This is a genomic window from Novosphingobium aquiterrae (genome assembly GCF_042434435.1).
In the GTDB taxonomy this organism is placed as follows: Bacteria; Pseudomonadota; Alphaproteobacteria; order Sphingomonadales; family Sphingomonadaceae; genus Novosphingobium; species Novosphingobium aquiterrae.
In genome coordinates, this window is sequence record NZ_JBHLTL010000001.1 from 853,416 (window position 1) to 875,007 (window position 21,592).

The 21,592-nt window shown below is 65.9% G+C and carries 20 protein-coding genes and 1 tRNA gene; 7 read left to right on the forward strand and 14 right to left on the reverse strand.

The genetic code is table 11. From position 1 onward, the window contains the following. Positions 1-9 precede the first annotated feature (9 nt). Positions 10-810 carry a response regulator gene (locus ACFFF7_RS04175; RefSeq protein ID WP_379480096.1) on the reverse strand — a complete coding sequence of 267 codons (801 nt, stop codon included), beginning with the start codon at positions 808-810 and terminating at the stop codon, positions 10-12. 241 nt (positions 811-1,051) lie between these two features. Here ACFFF7_RS04175 and ACFFF7_RS04180 point away from each other — a divergent pair, with 241 nt between their 5' ends. Next, positions 1,052-1,711, forward strand: coding sequence for a sigma-70 family RNA polymerase sigma factor (locus tag ACFFF7_RS04180; RefSeq protein ID WP_379480097.1), 660 nt, complete (start codon positions 1,052-1,054; stop codon positions 1,709-1,711). Between the two features lie 25 nt (positions 1,712-1,736). Next, positions 1,737-2,123 carry a response regulator gene (locus tag ACFFF7_RS04185; protein WP_379480098.1) on the forward strand — a complete coding sequence of 129 codons (387 nt, stop codon included), beginning with the start codon at positions 1,737-1,739 and terminating at the stop codon, positions 2,121-2,123. A 14-nt stretch (positions 2,124-2,137) separates the two neighbouring features. Here ACFFF7_RS04185 and ACFFF7_RS04190 read toward each other — a convergent pair whose 3' ends face one another. Both ACFFF7_RS04190 and ACFFF7_RS04195 read right to left on the reverse strand, forming a co-directional pair. Beyond that, complete coding sequence (locus ACFFF7_RS04190; protein WP_379480099.1) at positions 2,138-4,012, reverse strand: AMP-binding protein; 1,875 nt, start codon at positions 4,010-4,012, stop codon at positions 2,138-2,140. Between the two features lie 23 nt (positions 4,013-4,035). Then, a complete protein-coding gene (locus tag ACFFF7_RS04195) occupies positions 4,036-4,539 on the reverse strand; it encodes a GNAT family N-acetyltransferase (RefSeq protein ID WP_379480100.1) in 504 nt (167 codons plus the stop codon). A 220-nt stretch (positions 4,540-4,759) separates the two neighbouring features. Here ACFFF7_RS04195 and acs point away from each other — a divergent pair, with 220 nt between their 5' ends. Then, on the forward strand, positions 4,760-6,709 hold the full coding sequence (gene acs, locus ACFFF7_RS04200) for an acetate--CoA ligase (protein WP_379480101.1): 1,950 nt from the start codon (positions 4,760-4,762) through the stop codon (positions 6,707-6,709). Between the two features lie 48 nt (positions 6,710-6,757). On the opposite strand, the gene ACFFF7_RS04205 is transcribed toward acs, so the two are convergent. From ACFFF7_RS04205 to ACFFF7_RS04225, 5 genes are all read right to left on the reverse strand, one after another. Next, positions 6,758-6,833: transfer RNA gene (locus tag ACFFF7_RS04205), tRNA-Lys, on the reverse strand. A gap of 38 nt (positions 6,834-6,871) precedes the next feature. Beyond that, a complete protein-coding gene (gene folK, locus ACFFF7_RS04210; RefSeq protein ID WP_379480102.1) occupies positions 6,872-7,363 on the reverse strand; it encodes a 2-amino-4-hydroxy-6-hydroxymethyldihydropteridine diphosphokinase in 492 nt (163 codons plus the stop codon). Between the two features lie 4 nt (positions 7,364-7,367). Continuing rightward, the gene (gene aguB, locus ACFFF7_RS04215) at positions 7,368-8,219 is read right to left on the reverse strand and encodes an N-carbamoylputrescine amidase (protein WP_379480103.1); all 852 of its coding nucleotides are present in this window, start codon (positions 8,217-8,219) and stop codon (positions 7,368-7,370) included. Between the two features lie 48 nt (positions 8,220-8,267). Further along, a complete protein-coding gene (locus tag ACFFF7_RS04220) occupies positions 8,268-8,714 on the reverse strand; it encodes a YybH family protein (protein ID WP_379480104.1) in 447 nt (148 codons plus the stop codon). A 19-nt stretch (positions 8,715-8,733) separates the two neighbouring features. Continuing rightward, positions 8,734-9,585: a class I SAM-dependent methyltransferase gene (locus ACFFF7_RS04225; protein ID WP_379480105.1), complete on the reverse strand. Its 852-nt coding sequence runs from the start codon at positions 9,583-9,585 to the stop codon at positions 8,734-8,736. A 108-nt stretch (positions 9,586-9,693) separates the two neighbouring features. Here ACFFF7_RS04225 and msrA point away from each other — a divergent pair, with 108 nt between their 5' ends. Then, complete coding sequence (gene msrA, locus ACFFF7_RS04230) at positions 9,694-10,224, forward strand: peptide-methionine (S)-S-oxide reductase MsrA (protein WP_379480106.1); 531 nt, start codon at positions 9,694-9,696, stop codon at positions 10,222-10,224. Here the strand turns inward: msrA and ACFFF7_RS04235 are convergent. Beyond that, a complete protein-coding gene (locus ACFFF7_RS04235) occupies positions 10,221-12,353 on the reverse strand; it encodes a penicillin acylase family protein (protein WP_379480107.1) in 2,133 nt (710 codons plus the stop codon). The genes msrA and ACFFF7_RS04235 overlap by 4 nt on opposite strands. A 42-nt stretch (positions 12,354-12,395) precedes the next feature. Continuing rightward, positions 12,396-13,631, reverse strand: a complete 1,236-nt coding sequence (locus ACFFF7_RS04240) for an RsmB/NOP family class I SAM-dependent RNA methyltransferase (protein ID WP_379480108.1) — start codon at positions 13,629-13,631, stop codon at positions 12,396-12,398. A gap of 54 nt (positions 13,632-13,685) precedes the next feature. On the opposite strand from ACFFF7_RS04240, the gene ACFFF7_RS04245 reads away from it, so the two are divergent. Further along, positions 13,686-13,853, forward strand: a complete 168-nt coding sequence (locus ACFFF7_RS04245; RefSeq protein ID WP_379480109.1) for a DUF1674 domain-containing protein — start codon at positions 13,686-13,688, stop codon at positions 13,851-13,853. On the opposite strand, the gene ACFFF7_RS04250 is transcribed toward ACFFF7_RS04245, so the two are convergent. The 4 genes from ACFFF7_RS04250 to ACFFF7_RS04265 are packed head-to-tail and all read right to left on the reverse strand — an operon-like array spanning position 13,850 to position 19,527. Beyond that, entirely contained in the window at positions 13,850-15,226 is a 1,377-nt protein-coding gene (locus ACFFF7_RS04250) for a cytochrome P450 (protein WP_379480110.1), read from the reverse strand. The genes ACFFF7_RS04245 and ACFFF7_RS04250 overlap by 4 nt on opposite strands. A gap of 41 nt (positions 15,227-15,267) precedes the next feature. Beyond that, on the reverse strand, positions 15,268-16,281 hold the full coding sequence (gene hemH, locus ACFFF7_RS04255) for a ferrochelatase (RefSeq protein WP_379480111.1): 1,014 nt from the start codon (positions 16,279-16,281) through the stop codon (positions 15,268-15,270). Further along, positions 16,281-18,548 carry a xanthine dehydrogenase family protein molybdopterin-binding subunit gene (locus tag ACFFF7_RS04260; protein WP_379480112.1) on the reverse strand — a complete coding sequence of 756 codons (2,268 nt, stop codon included), beginning with the start codon at positions 18,546-18,548 and terminating at the stop codon, positions 16,281-16,283. The genes hemH and ACFFF7_RS04260 overlap by 1 nt, the downstream gene beginning before the upstream one ends. Before the next feature lie 4 nt (positions 18,549-18,552). Then, a complete protein-coding gene (locus ACFFF7_RS04265) occupies positions 18,553-19,527 on the reverse strand; it encodes an Mrp/NBP35 family ATP-binding protein (protein ID WP_379480113.1) in 975 nt (324 codons plus the stop codon). A 91-nt stretch (positions 19,528-19,618) separates the two neighbouring features. Between ACFFF7_RS04265 and hflK the strand changes: the two genes are divergently transcribed. Both hflK and ACFFF7_RS04275 read left to right on the forward strand, forming a co-directional pair. Next, a complete protein-coding gene (gene hflK, locus ACFFF7_RS04270; RefSeq protein ID WP_379480114.1) occupies positions 19,619-20,713 on the forward strand; it encodes a protease modulator HflK in 1,095 nt (364 codons plus the stop codon). A gap of 2 nt (positions 20,714-20,715) precedes the next feature. Continuing rightward, positions 20,716-21,555 carry an SPFH domain-containing protein gene (locus tag ACFFF7_RS04275; protein WP_379480115.1) on the forward strand — a complete coding sequence of 280 codons (840 nt, stop codon included), beginning with the start codon at positions 20,716-20,718 and terminating at the stop codon, positions 21,553-21,555. Positions 21,556-21,592 lie beyond the last annotated feature (37 nt).

Sequence of the window (21,592 nt, forward strand, 5' to 3'; positions counted from 1 at the left end):
CACGTCGGATCAATCGATCCGGGCGGTCGATCCGAAGAACAGCGCCTGGCTGATCGCGGCGCGCAGCGTGTCTTCGCGAAAGGGCTTGGTCACCAGATAGGTCGGTTCGGGGCGCTCGCCGGTGAGCAGTCGCTCAGGATAGGCGGTCACAAAGACGACCGGGACGCTCGCCAGCTTGAGAATGTCTTCAATCGCGTCGATCCCGCTGCTCTGGTCGGCAAGCTGGATATCGGCAAGAACCAGTCCCGGTGCCGTGCGCGAGAAGGCTTCAACCGCTTGGGTCCGGGTGGAGGCGGTGGCGACAACGACATGGCCCAGATCGGCAACCAGCGCTTCCAGCTGCATCGCAATCAGGGGTTCGTCCTCGATGATCAGAACCTGCGTGGCGGATTCCTCGTCAATTTCGGACACGGCGCGCGCAACCAGCGCGGCCACTTCTGCGGGTTCGAGACCAAGAATTTCGCCTGCTTCACGCTCGTTGAATTCTTCCAGCGTGGTCAGCAGCAAGGCCTGGCGATGTTCGGGCGGAATGCGGTCAAGCCGGGCCTGGGCCGACGTTTCGGCCGACGACAGGTCGGCGGGTGCATCGCTGAAGGCCGCTTCGACGTGACCTTGCGCCCACACCCGGGTGAAAGCTCGGTACAGGGCAACCCGGCCTTCGCCGATCTCGTCACGAAGGTCCGGGTCGGCAATGGCCGCTTCAAGCAGTTCACGGACATAGGCGTCGCCCGAACGCTGGGACCCGGTCAAAGCGCGGGCATAACGGCGCAGCAGGGGAAGCCTTTCGGCGAGAGCTTGTCTGAATGGCATGTTTGAACTCACTGGATAGGTTGCCCATACGGCAACCGAGCGTGCAGGGGTTACCGGTTCATCGCGCATCGCGCAACCGGGTTGCATGGCCCCGCAGTGGCCTGAACTGGCCCAGCAACGTGCACTTTTGCGCACGCCGCTGCCATTTTGACGCCAACCGTGATGGCGATTGCCATTTTCCGGGAACTTTTTCCGCAAGGTCCGTGTTCAAGTCGCGTACTGCACACAAGGAGTGGGGAATATGCACGGAACCATCGACGCATCGCTGACGACCGGTACCCAGGAAGACGCTGTCCATGAAGCCCTTGATGACCGCGCGTTCAAGGATGCGCTCGCCCAGGTAACCCCGCACCTCCGCGGCTTTGCCCGCACCCTGTGCGGCTGCCGCGAACGCGCCGACGACCTGGCGCAGGAAACCCTGCTCAAGGCCTGGTCGGCGCGCGCCAGCTATCGCGCCGGGACCAATTTCAAGGCCTGGACCTTCACCATTTTGCGCAACCACTTTTATAGTGAGGCGCGCCGCGCCCGCTTCACCGGCGAATACGATCAGGACATGGCGGAGCGCACCCTGCGGACTTTCGGCAATCAGGAAGATTCGCTCGAACTCACCGATGTCGCCCGCGCATTGGCGACTCTGCCCGCGACACACCGTGACGCCTTGATCCTGGTTGCCGTCGGCGACATGTCCTATGAGGCAATTGCTGACATCTGCGGGATTGCGCTAGGCACGGTAAAAAGCCGCATCTGCCGCGCCAGGGCCATGCTCGCCAGCGTGCTGGAAAGCGGTCAGCTGCCAGATTCGCGCCACGATTTCGTCATGGAAGGCGACGCTATCGAACTGATGTTCAATGAGCTGCGCCGCGTGTCCAACACCAATGCCGCAACCCGTATTGCGGCCTAAGAAGGTATGTAACTGGTAATTCGCTATGGCAGACGTTCTCATCGTTGAAGATGAATTCCTGGTCGCGCTCGACCTTGAAGACATCATTTTCCAGGCTGGTCACGGCATCATCGGCGTTGTCGCGGACAAGCGCGGCATTGCCGAAATCAGCGCCGCACCAAAGGTGGCGCTTGTCGACCTCAACCTGCGCGATGGCCGCACGGGTCCCGCAATCGCGCGTGAGCTGGCGGAACGCTTCGGCACCAAGATCATCTTCGTAACGGCCAATCCTGACCAGATCGAAAGCCCCCCGCCGACAGCCCTTGGCTACATTCGCAAACCGTTCAACCACGACGATGTTCTGGGCGCGCTGGCACTTGCGATGGGCACGGCGCGTGCCGAACGGCCACGGGGGCTCCACCCGCTTCAATAGCGGCGCCGGCTTGCTCAGTTCCCGTTGACCACCGCTGCGATGGCCGCAGGTACCGCGGGATCCTCGATTGTTGGCGGCACGACCCAGTCTTGGCCATTGACGATCGTACGCAGCAAGTTGCGCAGGATCTTGCCTGATCGCGTCTTTGGCAAAGCGCCGACGACAAAGGCCGTCTTGAGCGCGGCGACCGCGCCCAGTTCGCCGCGCACTGCGGCAATGACCCGGGCTTGCAGCGCCGCATCTGTTTCCGCGCCAGCCCGGACAACCACAAAGGCCACCGGGATCATCCCCTTGATCGCGTCATCCGCGCCAATCACGGCGCATTCCGCGACGCCGTCCTGCTGCGCCACGATCTGCTCCATCTGCCCGGTGGAGAGGCGGTGTCCGGCGACGTTGATGATGTCGTCGGTCCGGCCCATAATGTTGAGAAATCCGTCAGCATCGAAGTGGCCGGCGTCGCCCGTTTCGTAATAGCCCGAAAACCCGGCGAAATTCTTGTCGTATCCGGCCGGGTTGTTCCACAGCGTGCGGAACGCCCCCGGCGCAAGCGGAGCCTTGATCACAACCGCGCCGCTTTCCCCGGCGGGCAACGCATGTCCGCTTTCGTCCAGCACCGCGAATTCGTAGCCCGGCACCGGAAACCCGGCACTGCCCGGCCTGCGTCGCAGATCACCCAAGGCGAAGCACGACGCTATGGCCGGCCAGCCCAGTTCGGTCTGCCACCAATGATCGATCACCGGCAGGCCGCTGTGCTTCTCAAGCCAGGCGATGGTGTCAGGATCGGCGCGTTCACCAGCCAGGAAAATCACCCGGCAGTCACCTGTGCCGATTTCGTGCAGCAGTGTCGCCTCGGGGTCTTCCTTGCGGATCGCGCGGATCGCAGTCGGCGCGGTGAAGAAGCTTTTCACGCCGTGCCGGGTCATTACGCGCCAAAAGGTCCCGGGATCGGGGGTGCCAACCGGCTTGCCTTCGAACAGCACGGTCGTCGCACCGACCAGCAGCGGTGCATAAACGATATAGCTGTGCCCGACGACCCAGCCGACGTCGCTGGCCGCCCAGAACGGATCACCCGGTCCGATCCCATAGATATTGGCCATCGACCAGGCGAGCGCCACGGCGTGTCCGCCATTCTCGCGGACAATGCCCTTGGGCGTGCCGGTCGTGCCGGACGTATAGAGGATGTACAAAGGATCGGTGGCAGCAAGCTGCGCGCAGGGCGGGACGGCATCGCCCGCGCAAGCGCGGCGCAGCGCGGCCCAGTCGTGATCGCGCGGTGCGGACAGTTCGGCGCCAAGTTGATTGCGCTGGCAGACCACGACATGTTCGACGCCGTGGCTGGCCAGCCGCAGCGCTTCATCGACCATCGGCTTGTAGGGAATGATCCGGCTGCCTTCGATGCCGCAGCTGGCGGCCAGCAACACGCGCGGGGTCGCGTCGTCGATCCGCTTGGCCAGTTCGAGCGGGGCAAAGCCGCCGAACACGACCGAATGGACTGCGCCAAGCCGCGCACAGGCGAGCATCGCAAAGACCGTTTCCGGGATCATCGGCATATAGATAATGACCCGGTCGCCCTTGCACACGCCCAGGCGCACCAGCATCGCCGCGACCCGGCCGACTTCGTCGAGCAACTGGGCATAGGTGTATTGGCGGCAGCTTTCGGTGACCGGGCTGTCATGGATCAGCGCCAGCGCCTGACCCCGACCGGAAGCAACGTGGCGATCGATGCAATTGAATGCGGTGTTCAGCGTGCCGTCGGCAAACCAGCCCCGCGCATCGTCCCAGGCGCGCTGCGGCGGTGCGCACCAGTCGATCGCCTGCGCCGCGTCGCTCCAGAAGCCTTCGCGATCTTGAATGCTGCGTTGCCAGGCGCGCTGATAGGCTTCATTCATCGCGGCATACCCCCTCCCTCCGCCTATCGGAAGGTCTTCGAAAGAATCACCAGGTTCGGCTCACCATCGAACGGCTCCGGGGTAAAGCCCTTCTCGCGTTCGAGTTCGATCGCGGCATGGTTGTCGCGGCTTTCGATGGCAATCACGCGACGCACCCCGCGCCCCTGGGCCTCGCCGCCCAGAACATCGAGCAGGGCCCAGCCGACGCCCTTGCCCTTGTAATCGGCGCGGACCGAAACGGCGATCTCGCCGCAATCCAATGCCTTGTCGCAGGCCAGCAAGGCCGAACCGACAAGTTCACCATTGGCGCTGTCAAAGGCGAGGAAGCTTTCAGACTGGTAGTGATCGGCTTCCAGGAGCGGCACCAGCTGATTGTGGCTGACATGGTCGGCAGCGGCCAGGAAGCGGAACCGCCGGTCCTCGTCACTGACCTGGTCAAAGAAGGCCTGCAGTGCGGGTTCATCATCCGCAGTAGCGATGCGGACCGACAGGCCGAGTCCGGTCCGGGTGGTAAGGTGTGTTTGCATTGGACTCTCCAGTAGTGCGCCTTGCCATTTCCGATGCAGCCGCGCCGCGCCTTGATCTTGGACAAAGCGGGGCACGTGGGCCCAAATCACGAATGATCAAATCTGGGCCCTGGCAACACCGCGATGTCGCAGGTCTGGGCTCGCCGGGGCGCACGTTCTGCGCTAGGCACGGCCCTGCCAGCTTTGACTGACTGGTTTGTGATGGAATAGGAGAGCCGGATTGGGTGAAGCCGTGTATCCCGTGCCCGCAGAATGGGCACAGAGCGCATTGATAGATGAAGCCGGGTACACCGACATGTACCGCCGCTCGGTCGACGACGCCGACGCCTTCTGGCGCGAAGAGGCCAAGCGGATCGACTGGATCAAGCCATTTACCCAGGTCCGCGAAACCAGCTTTCATGAAGCCGATTTCGGCATCCGTTGGTTTGGCGACGGGACGCTCAACCTGTCAGCCAATGCGCTTGACCGTCACCTGGCCCAGCGCGCCGAAACGGTGGCGATCATCTGGGAGCCCGACAGTCCGGATGAACCGGCGCGCAAGATTACCTATCGCCAGCTGCACGAAGACGTCTGCCGCTTTGCCAACCTGATGAAATCGCGCGGGGTCAAGAAGGGCGACCGCGTTACCATCTATCTGCCGATGGTGCCCGAAGCAGCCGTCGCCATGCTGGCCTGCGCGCGGATCGGAGCGATCCATTCGGTGGTGTTCGGCGGGTTCAGCCCGGATTCGCTCGCCAGCCGGATCGAGGATTGCGACAGCACCGTGGTGCTGACCGCCGACGAAGGCCTGCGCGGCGGCAAGGCCGTACCGCTGAAGGCCAATGTCGATGCGGCGCTGGCCAATCTGCCCTCGGTCGAAACGGTGATCGTGCTGAAGCGTACCGGCGGGGCCGTGACGATGCAGGACGGCCGCGACATCGACTGGCACGATGGCGTCGCCGCGCAAAGCGCCGATTGCCCGCCCGAAGAAATGGGCGCGGAAGACCCGCTGTTCATCCTCTACACCTCGGGATCGACCGGCAAGCCCAAGGGCGTGCTCCACACCACCGGCGGCTATGGCGTCTGGGCTTCGATGACGCACCAGTACGTGTTCGATTATCGGCCCGGACAGATATACTGGTGCACGGCCGATGTCGGCTGGGTCACCGGGCACAGCTACATCGTCTATGGACCGCTGATCAACGGCGCGACCACGCTGATGTTCGAAGGGATACCCAACTATCCCGACCCCAGCCGCTTCTGGCAGGTGATCGACAAGCACCAGGTCGAAATCTTCTATACCGCCCCCACGGCACTGCGCGCGCTGATGCGCGAGGGCGATGACTGGGTGACGCGGACCAGTCGCAGCAGCCTGCGCTTGCTCGGCTCGGTTGGCGAGCCGATCAATCCCGAAGCGTGGGAATGGTATCACCGCGTGGTTGGCGAACACCGCTGCCCGATCGTCGACACCTGGTGGCAGACTGAAACCGGCGGCGTGTTGATCAGCCCGCTGCCCGGCGCGACCGCGCTCAAGCCCGGATCGGCAACCAAGCCGTTCTTTGGCGTACAACCGATGCTGGTCGACAATGACGGGGCAGAGATCGACGGCGCGGGGGACGGCTGCCTGGTGATCAAGGACAGCTGGCCGGGCCAGATGCGCACCGTGTGGGGCGATTACGAACGCTTTTTCCAGACCTATTTCAGCACCTTCAAGGGGCTGTACTTCACCGGCGACGGCTGCCGCCGCGACGGCGACGGGTACTACTGGATCACCGGGCGGATCGATGACGTGATCAACGTGTCGGGTCACCGCATGGGCACCGCCGAGGTCGAATCGGCGCTGGTCGCCCATCCCAAGGTGGCCGAGGCCGCGGTGGTCGGCATGCCGCACGACATCAAGGGCCAGGGCATCTATGCCTTCGTGACCACCAACGCCGATGTCGAACCGGACGAAGCCCTGCGCAAGGAGCTGGTCCAGTGGGTTCGCCGCGAGATCGGACCGATTGCCACGCCTGACGTGATCCAGTTCGCGCCGGGCCTGCCCAAGACCCGTTCGGGTAAGATCATGCGCCGCATCCTGCGCAAGATTGGCGAGAACGACGTCGGCAATCTGGGCGACACCTCGACTCTGGCCGATCCTTCGGTGGTCGATCACCTGCTGGCCAACCGGCCCGGCCAGGACCCTGGCTAAGCGCAAACCGCAACCCTGGCCGAGGGTCGGCCAATCGTCTGGGAACGGTGGTGAGCCCTGCTGGGTTCGAACCAGCGACCTACTGATTAAAAGTCAGTTGCTCTACCGACTGAGCTAAGGGCCCGACCACGCCGCGTGCCCTAGGGCTGGGCCGGTTCCGGGTCAAGGGCAGCGAACGGGGCGCAAGCGGCGAAATGCCAGATTCTGCACGGTCAGGCCGGTCATCGGATCACGCCAGTGCGGTGCGATTGCGCGGGCGGGACCGAGCACGAACGCACGTTCGCGAAATGCGGGATGCGGAATGATCAGGTCCGGGGAAACCCAAGCCCCGCCGCTCCACAGCACGATGTCGAGATCAAGCACACGCGCGGTCCAGCGCTGTCCGCCTTGGCGGCGCCCGAACTGACGCTCGATCCGCTTGAGCGCGCGCAGCAATGCTGCCGGGTCCTTGTGAGTCCTGACCACGGCCGCAGCGTTGGCATAGCGGCGCAGCGATGGTCCCAGCGGCGCCGAACGCATGACCGGGGCAAGCACCAGAACCTTGACGTCGGCCTGACCCAGCGCCCGCGCGGCTGCCGCGATCACCCGCTCTGGCGAGCCATGGTGCGGGTGGCGCCGGTTCGATCCCAGCGCGATGAGATAGCGCTGGGCCATTCGTTCACACGTCCTGGCTGATCCGGCCGTAAAGCTGCGGGCGCCGATCGCGGAAAAAACCCATGCCGGCGCGGTGGCACGCGGCGCGGGCAAGGTCCAGCGTGGCGATCAATACGCCGCTGTCTTCTGCACCATACTCGGCCAGGTAATCGCCCCATTCGTCGGTGATGAAGCTGTGGCCGTAGAAACGCTGGCCGTCTTCGCTGCCGGTGCGGTTGGCGGCGACCACCGGCATGCAGTTCGACACCGCGTGGCCCAGCATGGCGCGGCGCCACATCCGGCTGGTGTCGAGATCTTCGTCATAGGGTTCGGAGCCGATGGCAGTGGGATAGAACAGCACTTCGGCCCCCATCAGCGCCATCACGCGGGCACATTCGGGGTACCACTGGTCCCAGCAGATCCCCACGCCGATGCGCGTTCCGAACAGGTCCCACACCTTGAAGCCATCGTTGCCGGGGCGAAAATAGTACTTTTCCTCATAGCCCGGGCCGTCGGGAATGTGACTTTTGCGATAGGTGCCCATGATCTCCCCGTCAGGACCGATCATGGCCATGGTGTTGTAATAGTGATGCCCGTCGCGTTCGAAGAAGCTGGTCGGGATCGCCACCTTGTGCTGGCGGGCCAGCGCCTGCATCGCCTTGACCGACGGATGCTCTGCCGTCGGCCGGGCCAGCGCGAACAGTGCCTCATCCTCGACCTTGCAGAAATAAGGGCCGGAAAACAGCTCGGGCGGGAGAATCACCTGCGCGCCCTGCCGCGCCGCGTCCTCGACCAGCATCGAAACGGCAACGATGTTCTCCGCCTCGTCAGTCGAACCGAGAGGGAGCTGCAGGGCGGCGACGATCAGCGTGGTCATGGCGCGAGGCTTACGCCGGGCGTGCGCCCGGCGGCAAGTGCCTGCGTGTCAGCTGCTGTGATCCGCAACGATATGCCAGGCGCCCTTGTCGCGGCGAAACAACACCGAGGTCACGCCACTTGCCGATTTTCCGTCCAGGTAGGTCAGGGTGTAGCGCGCGATGTAAAGCGCCATGCGGTTGCCCAGCGGCCGGTAGTTCAGCGTCTCGAAGGTCAAGGTGCCGCGCTTGGCCGAATCGGCAAATCCGAAGTCCTTGAGATAGTGATCGGCGATCGCCTGCTTGCCGCGGATCAGACCGTTGCCCGACACGAACGTCGTTTCCGTCGAGGGCGAATAGACCGCCATGAACTTGTCGAGATCACCGCTGTTCCAGCCCGAAGCGCTGGCCTGCATAGACGAGACAATCTGGGCCAGCTGCGGCGGCGCAGGCTTGGCATTGGCGGGGCTGCCCAGCGCGAGCGAGGCTGCCGCAAGCAGCAGTGCAACCTCTTTCATGATTGGCGTGCGCACCGTGTCAGACCCGCTTGCGGAACAGCAGGGTCATCCGGTCGCTTTCGCCGATCGCCTGAAGCCGCGGCTTGTCGGCTTCGGTCGCATCGCGCAGATTGGGCGGCAGGGTCCACACCCCGTTTGGCCAGTTGGCCGGATCGCGGGGGTTGGCGTTGGCCGCGCTGCGCCCGACGAAGCTGAAGCCGTTCATTTCCATGAAGGCGATCACGTCCTTTTCGCGCAGATAGCCCTTGGAACCGTCGGTATAGCTGAACGGCGCATCGGCCTTGGCGCGGTGCTGTTCGATCCCGATCATCCCGTCGGGCCTCAGCAGATCGCGCATCGCCTTGACCTCGCGGTCGGCGATGTCCCAGCGCAGCAGGTTGTGCATCATCCGCATGATCAGGATGCGGTCGAAAGTGCCCTTCTCGCCCGCCGGAACCGCATCCAGCGTCAGTGCCGAAAACCGCTCTGCCGGGATGCCCGACCAGTTTGCGATCTCGGCCGGATATTTGGCAGCGCCTTCACGGATGCCCTTCTGGCTGGCCTCGCTGAAAGCGCCAGACGTCGGATCGAAATAGAGCCCGACAAGCTTGCCCTTCGGACCAAGATAGAGCCCGAGAAGGCGCGAATACCACTCACCCCCCGGCGCATATTCGCCAACTTTCATGTCCGGCGCGACCTGGAAGAAGGCCAGCGTTTCGGCTGGCTTGCGATACTGGTCGCGCGGCCGGTCCTTGTCCCGAAGCGGACTGGCGACGGCGGCTGCCAGTTCGGGATTGATCTGCGCCGCCTGCTTGCCGCCGGGCGCGGCAAGCGCCAGGCTGGCGGGGATTGCGAGCGACAGGGCGAGTATCGGCAAAATAGCGCGGCGCATCGGGGTCGGTCCTTCCACAAGGTGATCGTTGCATCCTAATCTGCAGCAAGGCGATGACAAGCGCGGGACGGCTACCTATCTTGCAGCAGAACAACAAGGACACGGAACATGACACAGGCAATCCTGGCCGGCGGCTGCTTCTGGTGCGTCGAGGCGGTGTTTCGCAGCATCGCCGGGGTCAGCGCAGTGGAAAGCGGCTATATCGGCGGGTCGGGTGCCAATCCCACCTATAAGCAGGTGTGCAGCGGCACCACCGGCCATGCCGAGGCGATCCGGGTGACCTTCGATCCCGCGGTGGTCAGCCTGGCCGACCTGCTCGACATCCACATGGCGACCCACGACCCCAGCCAGCTCAACCGCCAGGGCAACGATGTCGGCACCCAGTACCGCTCGGCGTTGTTCCCGCTGGACGATGCCCAGCGCGGCGAAATGCAGGCGGCAATCGACCGCTGGAACGAAGGCCACCCCGGCCAGCGCGCCGTGACCACAATCGAGGGTCCGGCGACATGGAACCTGGCAGAGGACTATCACCAGGAATACTGGGAGGGCGAAGGCCAGCGTAACCCCTATTGCCTGGCCGTGATCCCGCCCAAGCTGGCAAAATTGCAGGCCGGCTTTGCGGAGAAGGTGAAGGGTTAGTTGCCCTTCACCACCTTGCTGCCTTTTATGTGCCCGGCCAGCTCGTCGGGATAGAAGTAGACCGGGCGCAGGTTGCCGTCGGCATAGCGCTGGACCTGATCGGCAAAGTGGGGTGAGGCGGGATCGCCGCTTTCCCCGCCCGCCGTCACCGCCCGCGCTTTGACCCGCGGCCCGAACTCGACCGCGGCGACGAAGCTGTTGCCATAGCTGCCATAGAACCGCTTGGTCCCCGGATAGCGGCTCGCCCCGAACGAGGCGAGCGAGCCCCAGTTGGCCGACGCGAACGGCACCGGCGTGCTCGGCCGGGCATCGTCGAAGGTCTGCCGGATCGCGCCGTCAATGCGCTGGAAGCGGTTGATTTCGCCCCACGGCACTTGCCATGATCCGAAGTCGGCGGTCAGCCGGGCCATCGCCTGATCAAGCGCGTCCAGCTTTTGCGCGGGCGTCGCCTTGGTCGCAATCCAGTCTTCCAGCTCGATCCGCTGCGCCGCGGCGGTTTCCGCACCCATCGCGCCAAGCGCTTCGCCCCAGAATACCGCCAGGCTGGTCTCGGTCGAACCGAGGCTCCACTTGCAGTCCCACTTGCGCAGCATCTCGACCGCTTCGCCCCGTTTCGCATCGGGCGCGGCCTGATGCGCGGCAACCAGCGTCGGGATCAGCTGGGCAAAGCTGGGCAGCCACGGATCATAGGCGGCGGTGACCAGACCATCGAGCGAGAAACGCGGCGTGGCCGAAAGCATCGCGATGGCATGCGGTGTGCGTGGTTCCTGTCCGAAGGTGTCGAGATAACGCGGATAGGCAGCCTGCTTCGGGCTATCCTTGCCCGCGGCCCACCACGGCCCATCGTTGACGTTGAAGGCCCAGCCGTTCTTCGGATTGACCACTTCGGGCAGGCTATCCAGCGTGTGCAGCCCCTGCCAGTCGGTGGCGGGATCGCTGCCATCGACCGGACGCGTGTAATCGAAGCGCTGGTCGCGCACTGGCATGAACTGCGGCATGAACAGCGCGACCTCACCCTTGCTGTCGGAAAACAATGTGTTGTTCGACGAATTGGCCTTTAGCGCGGCAACTTTGCGGAAGCCGGCAATGTCGCTGACTTTGGTGCGCAGGAAGCTTTGCTGCAAGGCGGCGACCGGGCGGTTCATCAGAGCGGTTGCCACCCACTTGTCACCCTGGGCGCGGACAATCGGGCCGTGATGGGTCGCATAGGTCGTAAAGGTTCTTGTGCCCATTGTGCCGTCGGCCTTGCGATAGGACAGCGTGATCGGGCGCTCCCAGACCGGGCGGTCGTCCTTGCCATAGCGATAGGTGAACCCCTTGCCCAAGGGCGTCACGGTCTCCGCAAACTCGTCGATATTGTCGACGCCGCTGGACGTATGCATCCATCCCGCCTTGGCATTGAAGCCCTGGTAGATGAAGAACTGCCCCCAGGTCGCCGCTCCATAGGCATTCAGCCCTTGGTCGCTGCTGACCTGCTGCTCCGAACGGAAGAAGAAGCTGGTGTGCGGGTTGATCAGCAACAGGGCGTGACCGCTGGTGCTGTGCGACGGGGCGATGACGATGCCGTTGGAGCCGAGGGGCTCGCGCTGTACGACGCCGCGCTCGTCATCGGTCATGGCGATCGTGCGCTTTTCATAGAACGCCTGCAGCTGCGACAGCGGAACGCTCTCGATATCGCCGCCGATGCTGCCTTCGGAAAAGCTCAGCGCCATCCACGGTTCGAACCGGGTTATCACCTTGGGCTTCACCTGGGGGTGATCGGCCAGAAACCGGTTCAATCCGGCCGCCCAGCCCTGCATCAGCGCCTTCAGCCACGGCGGGCTTTTGGCATACTGCGCCTTGAGGTCGGCGGGGTCGATCCACAGCCGCTGGCGCAGATCCTGCCAGATCGCCTGCTCTCCCTCGGCCTCGGCGCGGCGGCCAAGGCTGGTCAGATAGTTCATCTCGATTCGGTTGAAGTCGTCCTCGGCCTGGGCATAGATCATCCCGAACACGGCATCGGCATCTGTCTTGCCGTGGACGTGGGCAATTCCCCAATCGTCGCGCTTGATCTCGGCGCTGTAGGGCGCGGCCAGGGCGGGCGCAGACAGGACCAGCGGCAAAGCGGTAAGCAAGAAGGCGCGGCGCATCGATTTCCCCCAAAGATCAGGGGGTGATAGTGCCAGCCCTGATCACAAGGGCAAGTGCCAGCGTGCAACAAAGAACCCGTCGAGCCCGCCCGCTTCGGCCAGCATCGCCGGATCGGTGCGGAGCCAACCTTGAGCCGTTGGCGCAAGCCCGCCCGGCAGTTCGGCCGCCGTGATCGGTGCGGGCGGCAAGGTCAGGCGCGCGGCCTGCTCTTCGCCCTCGGCGCGCTCGAGCGAGCAGGTGGCGAAGACCAGCGCGCCGCCGGGTTTGACCCAGCCGCTGGCGCGGTCCAGCAACGCCGCTTGCAACTCCGCCATTTCGGCGATCTGTCTTGGGCCTATGCGGTGCAGCACGTCGGGATGGCGCCGGGCGGTGCCGGTGGCGGTGCACGGTGCGTCGAGCAGCACTGCATCGAACGGCTCCGCCGGCAGCCAATCAAGTGCGTCGGCCTTGATCACCTTGGCAGCCAGCCCGGTGCGGGCCAGATTGGCCTCCATCCGTTCGATCCGCTTGGCGCTGGCATCGATCGCGGTGACCTGCCAGCCGGCGGCGGCCAGTTGCAGCGTCTTGCCGCCGGGCGCGGCGCAGAGATCGAGCACGCGGCGACCCTCTCCCTTGCCGAGCAAGCGCGCCGGGAGGCTGGCGGCAAGGTCCTGGACCCACCAGGCGCCCGCATCGAACCCGTCGAGGTTCTCGATCGCAGTTCCGCGCGGCAGGCGCAAATGGCCGGGCATCAGCGATACGCCGCCCAGCCGATCGGCCCATTCGGCAGTGGCAGCGGGATCGCGCAGCGTCAGGTCAAGCGGCGGCGGCTCGGCTAGTCCGGCGGCGATCGCGGCGGCGCGTTCGCCCCAGCGCTCGCACACCGCATCCGGCAGCGTCGGCGCGGCCGGCAGCGCTGCCCCGCGCTTGACCAGCGCCGAGAACACCCCGTGGGCCAGCCGCCGCGGTCCGCCGGTCAGCAGGGGCAGTCCGGTCGCGATCACCGCGTGGGGCGGAGTCTCGAGCCGCAGCCAGCCGGCCAGCATGATCTGCAACACCCCGCGCGCCTTGGCATCGCCAGGCAGGACCTGGCGGGTCGCGCTGTCGATCATGGCATCGAGATCGGTCAGCCAGCGCAGGACCTCGCCCGCCAGCGCCCGGGCCAGGGCCTTGTCAGGCCCGCTGCGCAGCGCGGACAAGGCCGCAGCGCCTGCCTGGTCGAGCGTCTCGCCCCTGCGCAGCACTGCATCGAGCAGCCGCAGCGCCGCCTTGCGCGCGGGGAAACCGGGAATGTCCATCGGCCGCCCCTAGAGGCAATTGCCAGCAAGGGCCAGCGCGCGGTATGACGCGCCATGACCAAGCGCGCGACCCAGCGGCCCGAACCGTTCGAAAAGCCGAGCTACTGGAGCAATGCCCCTGCGCCCAAGCCTGCCCCGGCCAAGCCGGAACCCGATCCGGATGGCCTCTCCCCGACGCGCTACGGCGACTGGGTCAGGGCCGGCATCGCGGTGGATTTCTAAACCGGCGCGAAGGTGACCGTCAGCCCGTCGCTGGGCTTGGGGATCGGCCACGGCTGCCACTTGGGGGCATAGCCGGGCTCAATCTCGATCCGGTAGCGGGTCAGCAGCTGGGCCATCAGGATCTTCACCTGCATATAGGCAAAGTGCAGCCCCAGGCACATGTGCGCGCCGCCGCCGAAGGGGATCCAGGCATATTTATGCCGCTTGGCGACTTCCTCGGGGGTGAAGCGCAGCGGATCGAAGCGGTCGGGATCGGGCCAGTATTCGTCCATCTTGTGGACCATCGAGGCGCTGATGCCGACCTGGGTGCCGGCCGGAATGCGGTAGCCGCCGAAGGTGAACTCCTTGAGCGCGCGGCGCGGGGTGCTGGGCACCGGCGGAATCAGTCGCAGCGCTTCCTTGAAGGCCATTTCGGTCAGTTCCAGCTTGCCCAGATCGTCGTAGGACACCGCTCGGCCCGGACCGCCGGTGACGGCCAGCGCCTCGGCCCGCAGCTTGTCCTGCCATTCGGGGTTCTTCGCCAGCAGCCAGACCAGCGAGGTCGCGCTGGAGGTGATGGTATCGTGCGCGGCCATCATCAGAAAGATCATGTGATCGACCACTTCGTCGACCGGGAGCATCGAACCGTCGTCGCGCGTCGCGGTGGCGAACTGGCTGAACATGTCCTGCCCGCCGCCTTCGGCGCGGCGCTTGATCGTCTCCGCCGTGAACCATTCGACCAGGAACTTGCGCCCTGCCGCGCCGCGGCCCATCGCGGTGAAGGGCAGCGGTTTGCGCACCACGCCAACCGCGGCCTGGACCATGTCAACGAAGGCCTTGTTGATCGCGTCGGCCTCGGGCCCGAGCGGCACGCCAAGGAAGCTGTCGGCGGCGAGATCGAGCGTCAGCTTCTTGATCGCCGGATAGAACTGCATCGTCCGGCCCGACCAGTTGGCGACTTCCCCCGCGATCCCGCGGTTGAGCGCATCGGCATAGTGCCGCATCGGCCCGGGCTTGAAGGCGATCGACAGGGCGCGGCGATCGATCCGGTGATGGTCGAAATCCATCAGCATCAGCCCGCGTGGAAACAGCAGGTCGAGCACAGGGCCCCAGCCCTGTTCGCTCGAGAAGATCTTCTCCCGGTCGAACAGCACCAGCTCGTTGGCATCGGCCCCGACCAGCGACACTTGGCGGCTGCCGAAGCTGTTCGAACGCCAGACATTGCCATAAGTCTCGCGCATGCGCTTGCCGTAACCGACCGGATCGGCGAGCACTTTCAATGTGGTTCCCAGCACCGGCCAGCCATCGTCGCCCGGAATGTGATTCAGCGAATCCGGCTTCTGGCGCTGGGACCAATGGGTGAATGCGGGTTTTTCGGGTGCGAGCGTGGCCATGTCTATCCTCTTACTGACAGACGTGTAACTTAATCGTTCCGCTAAATCCATCCCGCCAATTCGCGCCGCACCAGCGCTTCAAGCATCGCCATGCCGGCGTCCGAGGTATTGAGACAATCGAGTGCCGCGAACTGCGTCCCGCCAGCCTCGACAAACTGTTCCTTGCCGCGGATTGCCAGCTCTTCCCGGGTTTCTAGGCAGTCGGCGGAAAAGCCCGGGGCGGCGATGGCCAGGCGGCGGGTGCCGTTCTGCGCTTCGGCGGCGAGCACCGCGTCGGTCGCCGGTTCAAGCCACTTGGCCCGGCCGAAGCGCGACTGGAAACTGGTCTCGATCCGCAGGTCCGGGAACTGCGGGGCCAGCGCCGCGGCCAGCAGCCGCGCGGTCTTGCGGCACTGACAGTGGTAGGGATCGCCAAGGTGAAGGGTCCGCTCGGGCATGCCGTGAAACGACAGCAGCAGCACTTCGGGGACGAAATCGAGCGCGGCCAGTTGGCGCGCGGTGTCGGCGCGCAGCGCCTCGATATGCAGCGGATCGTCGTAATAGGGCGGCAGGGTGCGCAGCGCCGGCTGCCAGCGCATCGCCGCCAGCTGCGCGCCCAGTGCGTCGATCACCGTGGCGGTGGTTGCGCCCGAATATTGCGGATAGAGCGGAGCGACCAGGATCCGCTCGCACCCCTGGTCCTTCAGTGCCTCGATCTGCGTGCCGATCGCGGGATTGCCATAGCGCATGGCCCAATCGACCATTGCGTCGTCACCCAGCCGCGCCTGCAAGGCAAGCGCCTGCGCCTTGGTAATTGCCGCGAGTGGCGAACCGTCTTCGCTCCACACCTGGCTATAGGCATGGGCGCTTTTCTTCGGCCGGGTGTTGAGAATGATCCCGTTGAGGATCGGCCACCACACCAGCCGCGGAATCTCGACCACGCGGCGGTCGGACAGGAATTCCTTGAGATAGCGCCGCACCGACGCGGCATCCGGCGCGTCAGGGGTACCCAGATTGACCAGCAGCACGCCGATTTTTGGCGCAGCAATCGCAGGATGATCGGCTGGGCGCGGCATCACAGCCCCGCCCCGGTCAGCGGCAGGTTGCGGATGCGCGTTCCGCCCGCGGCATAAAGCGCATTGGCGATCGCCGGGACAACCGCGGCCACGCCCAGTTCGCCGGGGTCGAACGGATCGGCCTCGCTTTCGATGAAATCCACTTCAATCTCCGGACAGTCGCCAAGCAGCGGCAAGCCCAGCATGCCGAGCCGCCCGATCTGGGGCAAGCCATTGGCATAGGTGGTGGTGCAGCCGTTGGCGAGGCCCATGCCGAAGACCAGCCCGCCCTCGATCTGCTGGCGGGCGATGTCGGCGTTGATGATCCGGCCCAGATCAGCCACCGCGGTCAGCTTGTCGACGCGGATCCCGCGCTCGTCACGGCGGGCGCTGGCGATCACCGCGATCCGCCCTTCACGGCCGGCGGTGTCCATCCGGAAACAGGCCACGCCCTGGCTGCTGCCCACGGCACCGCCGCCCCATTCCGCTAGAGTTGCGGCGCGCTGCAGCACATTGGCGAGCTTCACATCCTGCCCCAGCATGGCGATCCGGTAGGACAGCGGCTCGCGCCCGGCCTTGGCCGCGAGCTCGTCGATGAAGGTCTCGATCAGGAAGCAACCAAGCGCCCCGCCGTTGCCGCGCATCCGCCCCGTCGGCAGGGCGATCTGCGCCGGGCAATGCTCGACCAGCAGATGCTCGATCCCATAGGGCGGGACCAGTCCGGCAAAGAACAAGGGATCGGCCTGGTTCTGCGCGGCCAGGGCATCGCGCACGCTGTCCCCATCGAAGAGGCGCTTGCCGAACTCCGCTGTTGTGGCGGGCATGGCGATCCGCAGCTTGAGCGCGGTCAGCGATCCATCGGCCGCGGTGCGCGCGCCCAGGATCGCCCGGGCCGGGCTGCGCGGGCGGGCGGCGACATGTTCCTGCCAGCGCGACCAGGTCAGTTGCACCGGTTTGCCCAGCTGCTTGGCGATGAGTGCAACCTCGCCGGCGTGGTCGTTTTCCAGCCGCGCATCGAAGCTGCCGCCGCCGGGCACGGGGTAGAGCAAGACCTGATCGATCGAGAGCCCTGCCGCCACGGCTGCCGCGCGCCGCGCCGCCTGCGGGGACTGGCTGGCCAGCCATAGTTCCAGCTTGCCGTCGCTGAAGCGCGCCGTCGCGCTGGCAGTCTCCAACGTAGCGTGAAGCGCGGGGGCGATCGAATAGCCCGCGACATGTTCGTACTTGCTGCCCATCCACGCGTCGGGATCCCCGCGCTCGGTCATCCGGACTGCATCGCCATAGCGAAGTGCGTGGTCCAGCGCCTTGCCGATTGCCGCACTGTCGGCGCGTTCGCCCACTGCAAAGCGTGGCGCGATCAGGGCCAGCGCACGCTCTGCCGCCCACCAGGTGGTGCCCACCGCCGCCAGCCAGTCGGGCCCGTTGACCAGCTTGAGCAGGCCCTTGACCCCCTGGGCCAGGTTGGTGTCGTAGCCGGCCAGCTTGGCTTTGCCCTGCGGGGCATGGCGGATCGCGGCGAAGACCATGTCGGGCAGGCGCACATCGGCGGCAAAGGTATAACTGCCGTCGACCTTGGCCGGCAGGTCGAGCCGGGGAAAGCGCAGCGGCGCGCCCGGCGGAAATTCCGCAGCCTGTTCCAGCGGCGGCTGGACGCGCAGCACCGGTGGATCGGGCGGGGCATAACCCGCCGCATCCTCGACCAGCTGCGCGAACGACAGCTTGTTCTTGCCGTGGAGGATGAAGCCGCCTTCGGATTCGCACTCTTCCCAGGCGACGCCCCACTTCGCCGCAGCGGCCCGGGCCAGCATGGCGCGGGCCGAGGCGGCAGCAACCCGTGCCGGATACTCGAACGCCGCCAGTGATGTCCCGTCGGCCATGACGTTGAAGGCCTCTTCCTCGGCAAAGCGCTTGGCCAGGAATGCGTCGGGCGATCCGGCAAGGCCGGGTACCAATGGCAGCCACAGCCGCGACCAGCGCGCCGCAAGCACGGCATTGCCGTAGACCCCGCTGACCGGGGCCGGCTCGACCGCGACCTGACGCCAGTCAGCGCCCAGCTCCATCGCGACGATCTGCGGGATCAGTGTCGTAATGCCATGACCCATCTCGGCCTCGGGTACGGCCACGGTAACCACGCCGTCACTGCCGATCTTGAGCCAGCTGTCGAAGGCAACCTCGCCCTCGCCGGCAGGCAGCGGCGCGGAAAAGCGTCGCGGGGTCAGCGTCCAGGCCAGCAGCAGCCCGCCGGCCGCGCCGACGCCCAGCAAGACACCGCGGCGTGAGAGGTGCATCGGCCTAGCGCTCCGGCCCAGCGTCGAGCCAGGCGGCGACCTTCGTGGCCAATGCGGCAAAGGCCTGCGCCTGCGGCCCTTCGCCCGCGGCGGGCGGTGTGCCGGCATCGCTGGCCTGGCGGATCGCCAGATCGAGCGGGATGCGACCGAGGAAGGCGTGGCCCAGCTCGGCCGCCGCCGCCTCGGCTCCGCCGCTGCCGAAGGGATCGCTGACCTCGCCGCAATGCGGGCAGACATAGCCGGCCATGTTCTCGACCATGCCGATCACCGGGACCTGGCCGACTTCGAACAGCTGCATCGCCCGCCGCGCATCGATCAGTGCCAGATCTTGCGGGGTCGAGACGATCACCGCGCCGTCGGGCTTGTGGCGCTGGAGCATGGTCAACTGCACATCGCCGGTCCCCGGCGGCAAATCGACCACCAGCAGGTCGATGTCGCCCCAGTGGGCATCGATCAGCTGGCCAAGCGCATTGCCCGCCATCGGCCCGCGCCAGGCGATCGCCTTGTCGGGTTCGATCAGTTGCCCCATCGACAGCACCGGCACCCCCCAACGGTTGGGGACGGGTATCATCTTGTTGTCGCGGGCGGCCGGCTTGATCCCCTCGCTGCCCATCAGTCGCGGCTGCGACGGGCCATAGATATCGGCGTCGACCAGCCCGACCTTGCGCCCCATCCGCGCCAGGGCCACGGCCAGGTTGGCCGATACGGTCGATTTGCCGACCCCGCCCTTGCCCGATCCCACCGCGATGATCCGCCGCCGCACCTTGTCCGCGGTCAGTGCGATCCGCACATCGCGCACGCCCGGCTGTCCGGCCAGCGCCGCTTTGACGCCAGCTTCGAGTTCGCCGCGCTCATCCGCATCGAGGCCTGCGGCGTCGAGCACGACAATCGCCGTCCCCTCGGCCAGACGCAGGCTTTGCAGGCGGGACTGGACATCGTGGGAAAGCGCGGCGCGCAGCGCGTCGGTCGGGTCGGTCATGCAACCCCACTAGCAAGGAAAAAGCGACGCGAGACACTGTTTTTGTGCGCCGGCGCTCCTATAACGTATTTCGATGAGAATAGCGGGTGATTTGAGCAAGGGTCGCGGGCTGGCAATGGCCGGTCCGAAAAGCCCGTGGGGCGAAGGCGATGGCGCGGCAGAGGTCGATCCGCCGCGCGCCGAAGACAACGCGGGCGATACGGACAAGCCGGATGCTGCAACTGCGCCGCGCCCGCTCAATCCATGGCTGCCCCCTGCGCCCAGCGATGCGGAACGCCGCGCCGCCAATATCGACGATCTCTTCCGCCAACGCGCCAAATTGCGCCCCGGTGGCGGCGCGCCGTTCAAGCGCAGCTGGCTGTCGCTGCTGGCCGCCGGGCTGGTCGCGGTGTGGATCGGCGGCACCTCGGTCCATTACCTTGGCAAGGGTGAGCAGGGTTTGGTGACGACGTTCGGGCGCTTCGACCGCGCTGTCGGCCCGGGCCTGACCCTGACCCTGCCCTGGCCCGCGCAAATCCTCTCGATCCGCAATGTCACCAAGATCGAAGAGACGGTCCTGCCGAACAAGGACGGCGAGAACCTGATGCTGACCCGCGATCGCCAGTTGATCGACCTGACCGCCAAGGTCCGTTGGCGGGTGACTGACCTCAGCCGCTTTGCCTATGCCTCCGCCGACACCGCCGCACTGGTTGCACGGCTGGCCAATGCCGAAGTCCATGCCGCGGTGGCCGAGCAGCGCTTCGACGAACTGAACGAAGGGCAGCGCCGCGGCGAACTGCATCAGCTGATCGCCGCGCGCAGCCAGGCCGCAATCGACGCGCTCAAGCTGGGCGTGCGGATCGAAGGGGTTGAAGTGGTCCGTGCCGGACCGCCGCAAAAGCTAGTCGACGCCTTCCGCAAGGTTGGCGAGGCGCGTGAGGCCGCCCGCCAGGAAGTTTCCAAGGCCACTGCTGCCGCGCAAAAGATCCTGAGCGACGCCAATGTCGAGGCGGACGAGTTCGAAAGCGTCTACGTCCAGTACCAGGCCTCGCCCGAAATCACCCGCAAGCGCCGCTATTACGAGGCGATGGAGCGTGTGCTGGTCAACAACAAGGTCGTGGTTGGCGGTACCAACGCTACGGTTGATGTGGCGCCGCCTGCTCCAACAGCGACGGCCGCAACGCCCAGCCCGACGGGAGCGCCCTGACCATGGCGGCATCATTTCCCCGCAGCCGCGCTGCCCTGTTCGTGTTCGGCACGCTCGCCATCCTGGCCGGACTTTGCGTCACAGCCGTCCCGGAAACCAGCCAGGCGGTGGTGACCCGGATGGGTGAGCCGGTGCGCGTGGTCAATCGCTGGACCCCGGGTTCGACCCCGGGCGGCGGCGGCATGCTGGTTCACTTGCCGATCGTCGAACAGGTCGAATGGGTCGACCGCGGCCTGTTCGGGTTCACGGCGGACCGGCTGCCGGTGCGCGGCGCGGACCAGTCGCCGCTGCTGGTTGACGCAACGGTCACGCTGCGCGCCTACGATCCGGTCAGGCTGGTCAGCAATTCGGGATCGGTCGACAAGGCGGTGACGCAGCTGCGCGATGCGCTGTCCGCGCTGGCCCAGCAGGAACTGGGCAGCGTCGATACGGGCCGCCTGATTCTGCCCGGCAGCGGCGGTGCGACGGCCCGGCTGCGCGCGGCGCTGGACGCACGCGCCCGCCCGCTGGGGCTGCAGGTCGTCGATCTGCGGCTGGGCGGCGCGGCCCTGCCCGAAGGGGAATTGCAGCAGGCCTTTGAACGGATGCAGGACGAACGCGAGCGTCTGGCGGCGAACGAAACCGAAGCCGGCGCGCGCGAGGCCGAGCGCATCGCGACCGAAGCGCGGACCGAGGCAGCCCGCGTGCTGGGGGCCAGCGCGGGCAAGGATCCGCAGTTCTACGACTTCTACCGGGCCATGCGCAGTTACGAGGTCGTCTTTGCCGATCCGCGGAACAAGGGCGCCACGACGATCATTCTGGGACCTGACAGCGAGTATCTGAAACAGTTCAAGGGGCAGTAGCCCATTCAATTCCCGTTCAGGCAAACCGGCGTGAATC

Coding starts and splice junctions, on each gene's coding strand:
- msrA (WP_379480106.1), top strand. CDS start 9,694: ATGACACAGGCAATCCTGGCCGGCGGCTGCTTCTGGTGCGTCGAGGCG.
- ACFFF7_RS04225 (WP_379480105.1), bottom strand. CDS start 9,585: ATGCGCCGCGCTATTTTGCCGATACTCGCCCTGTCGCTCGCAATCCCC.
- hemH (WP_379480111.1), bottom strand. CDS start 16,281: ATGCCGCGCCCAGCCGATCATCCTGCGATTGCTGCGCCAAAAATCGGC.
- ACFFF7_RS04240 (WP_379480108.1), bottom strand. CDS start 13,631: ATGGACATTCCCGGTTTCCCCGCGCGCAAGGCGGCGCTGCGGCTGCTC.
- ACFFF7_RS04250 (WP_379480110.1), bottom strand. CDS start 15,226: ATGGCCACGCTCGCACCCGAAAAACCCGCATTCACCCATTGGTCCCAG.
- ACFFF7_RS04185 (WP_379480098.1), top strand. CDS start 1,737: ATGGCAGACGTTCTCATCGTTGAAGATGAATTCCTGGTCGCGCTCGAC.
- ACFFF7_RS04175 (WP_379480096.1), bottom strand. CDS start 810: ATGCCATTCAGACAAGCTCTCGCCGAAAGGCTTCCCCTGCTGCGCCGT.
- ACFFF7_RS04180 (WP_379480097.1), top strand. CDS start 1,052: ATGCACGGAACCATCGACGCATCGCTGACGACCGGTACCCAGGAAGAC.
- aguB (WP_379480103.1), bottom strand. CDS start 8,219: ATGACCACGCTGATCGTCGCCGCCCTGCAGCTCCCTCTCGGTTCGACT.
- ACFFF7_RS04265 (WP_379480113.1), bottom strand. CDS start 19,527: ATGACCGACCCGACCGACGCGCTGCGCGCCGCGCTTTCCCACGATGTC.
- folK (WP_379480102.1), bottom strand. CDS start 7,363: ATGGCCCAGCGCTATCTCATCGCGCTGGGATCGAACCGGCGCCACCCG.
- ACFFF7_RS04220 (WP_379480104.1), bottom strand. CDS start 8,714: ATGAAAGAGGTTGCACTGCTGCTTGCGGCAGCCTCGCTCGCGCTGGGC.
- ACFFF7_RS04275 (WP_379480115.1), top strand. CDS start 20,716: ATGGCGGCATCATTTCCCCGCAGCCGCGCTGCCCTGTTCGTGTTCGGC.
- ACFFF7_RS04260 (WP_379480112.1), bottom strand. CDS start 18,548: ATGCACCTCTCACGCCGCGGTGTCTTGCTGGGCGTCGGCGCGGCCGGC.
- ACFFF7_RS04190 (WP_379480099.1), bottom strand. CDS start 4,012: ATGAATGAAGCCTATCAGCGCGCCTGGCAACGCAGCATTCAAGATCGC.
- ACFFF7_RS04195 (WP_379480100.1), bottom strand. CDS start 4,539: ATGCAAACACACCTTACCACCCGGACCGGACTCGGCCTGTCGGTCCGC.
- ACFFF7_RS04245 (WP_379480109.1), top strand. CDS start 13,686: ATGACCAAGCGCGCGACCCAGCGGCCCGAACCGTTCGAAAAGCCGAGC.
- ACFFF7_RS04235 (WP_379480107.1), bottom strand. CDS start 12,353: ATGCGCCGCGCCTTCTTGCTTACCGCTTTGCCGCTGGTCCTGTCTGCG.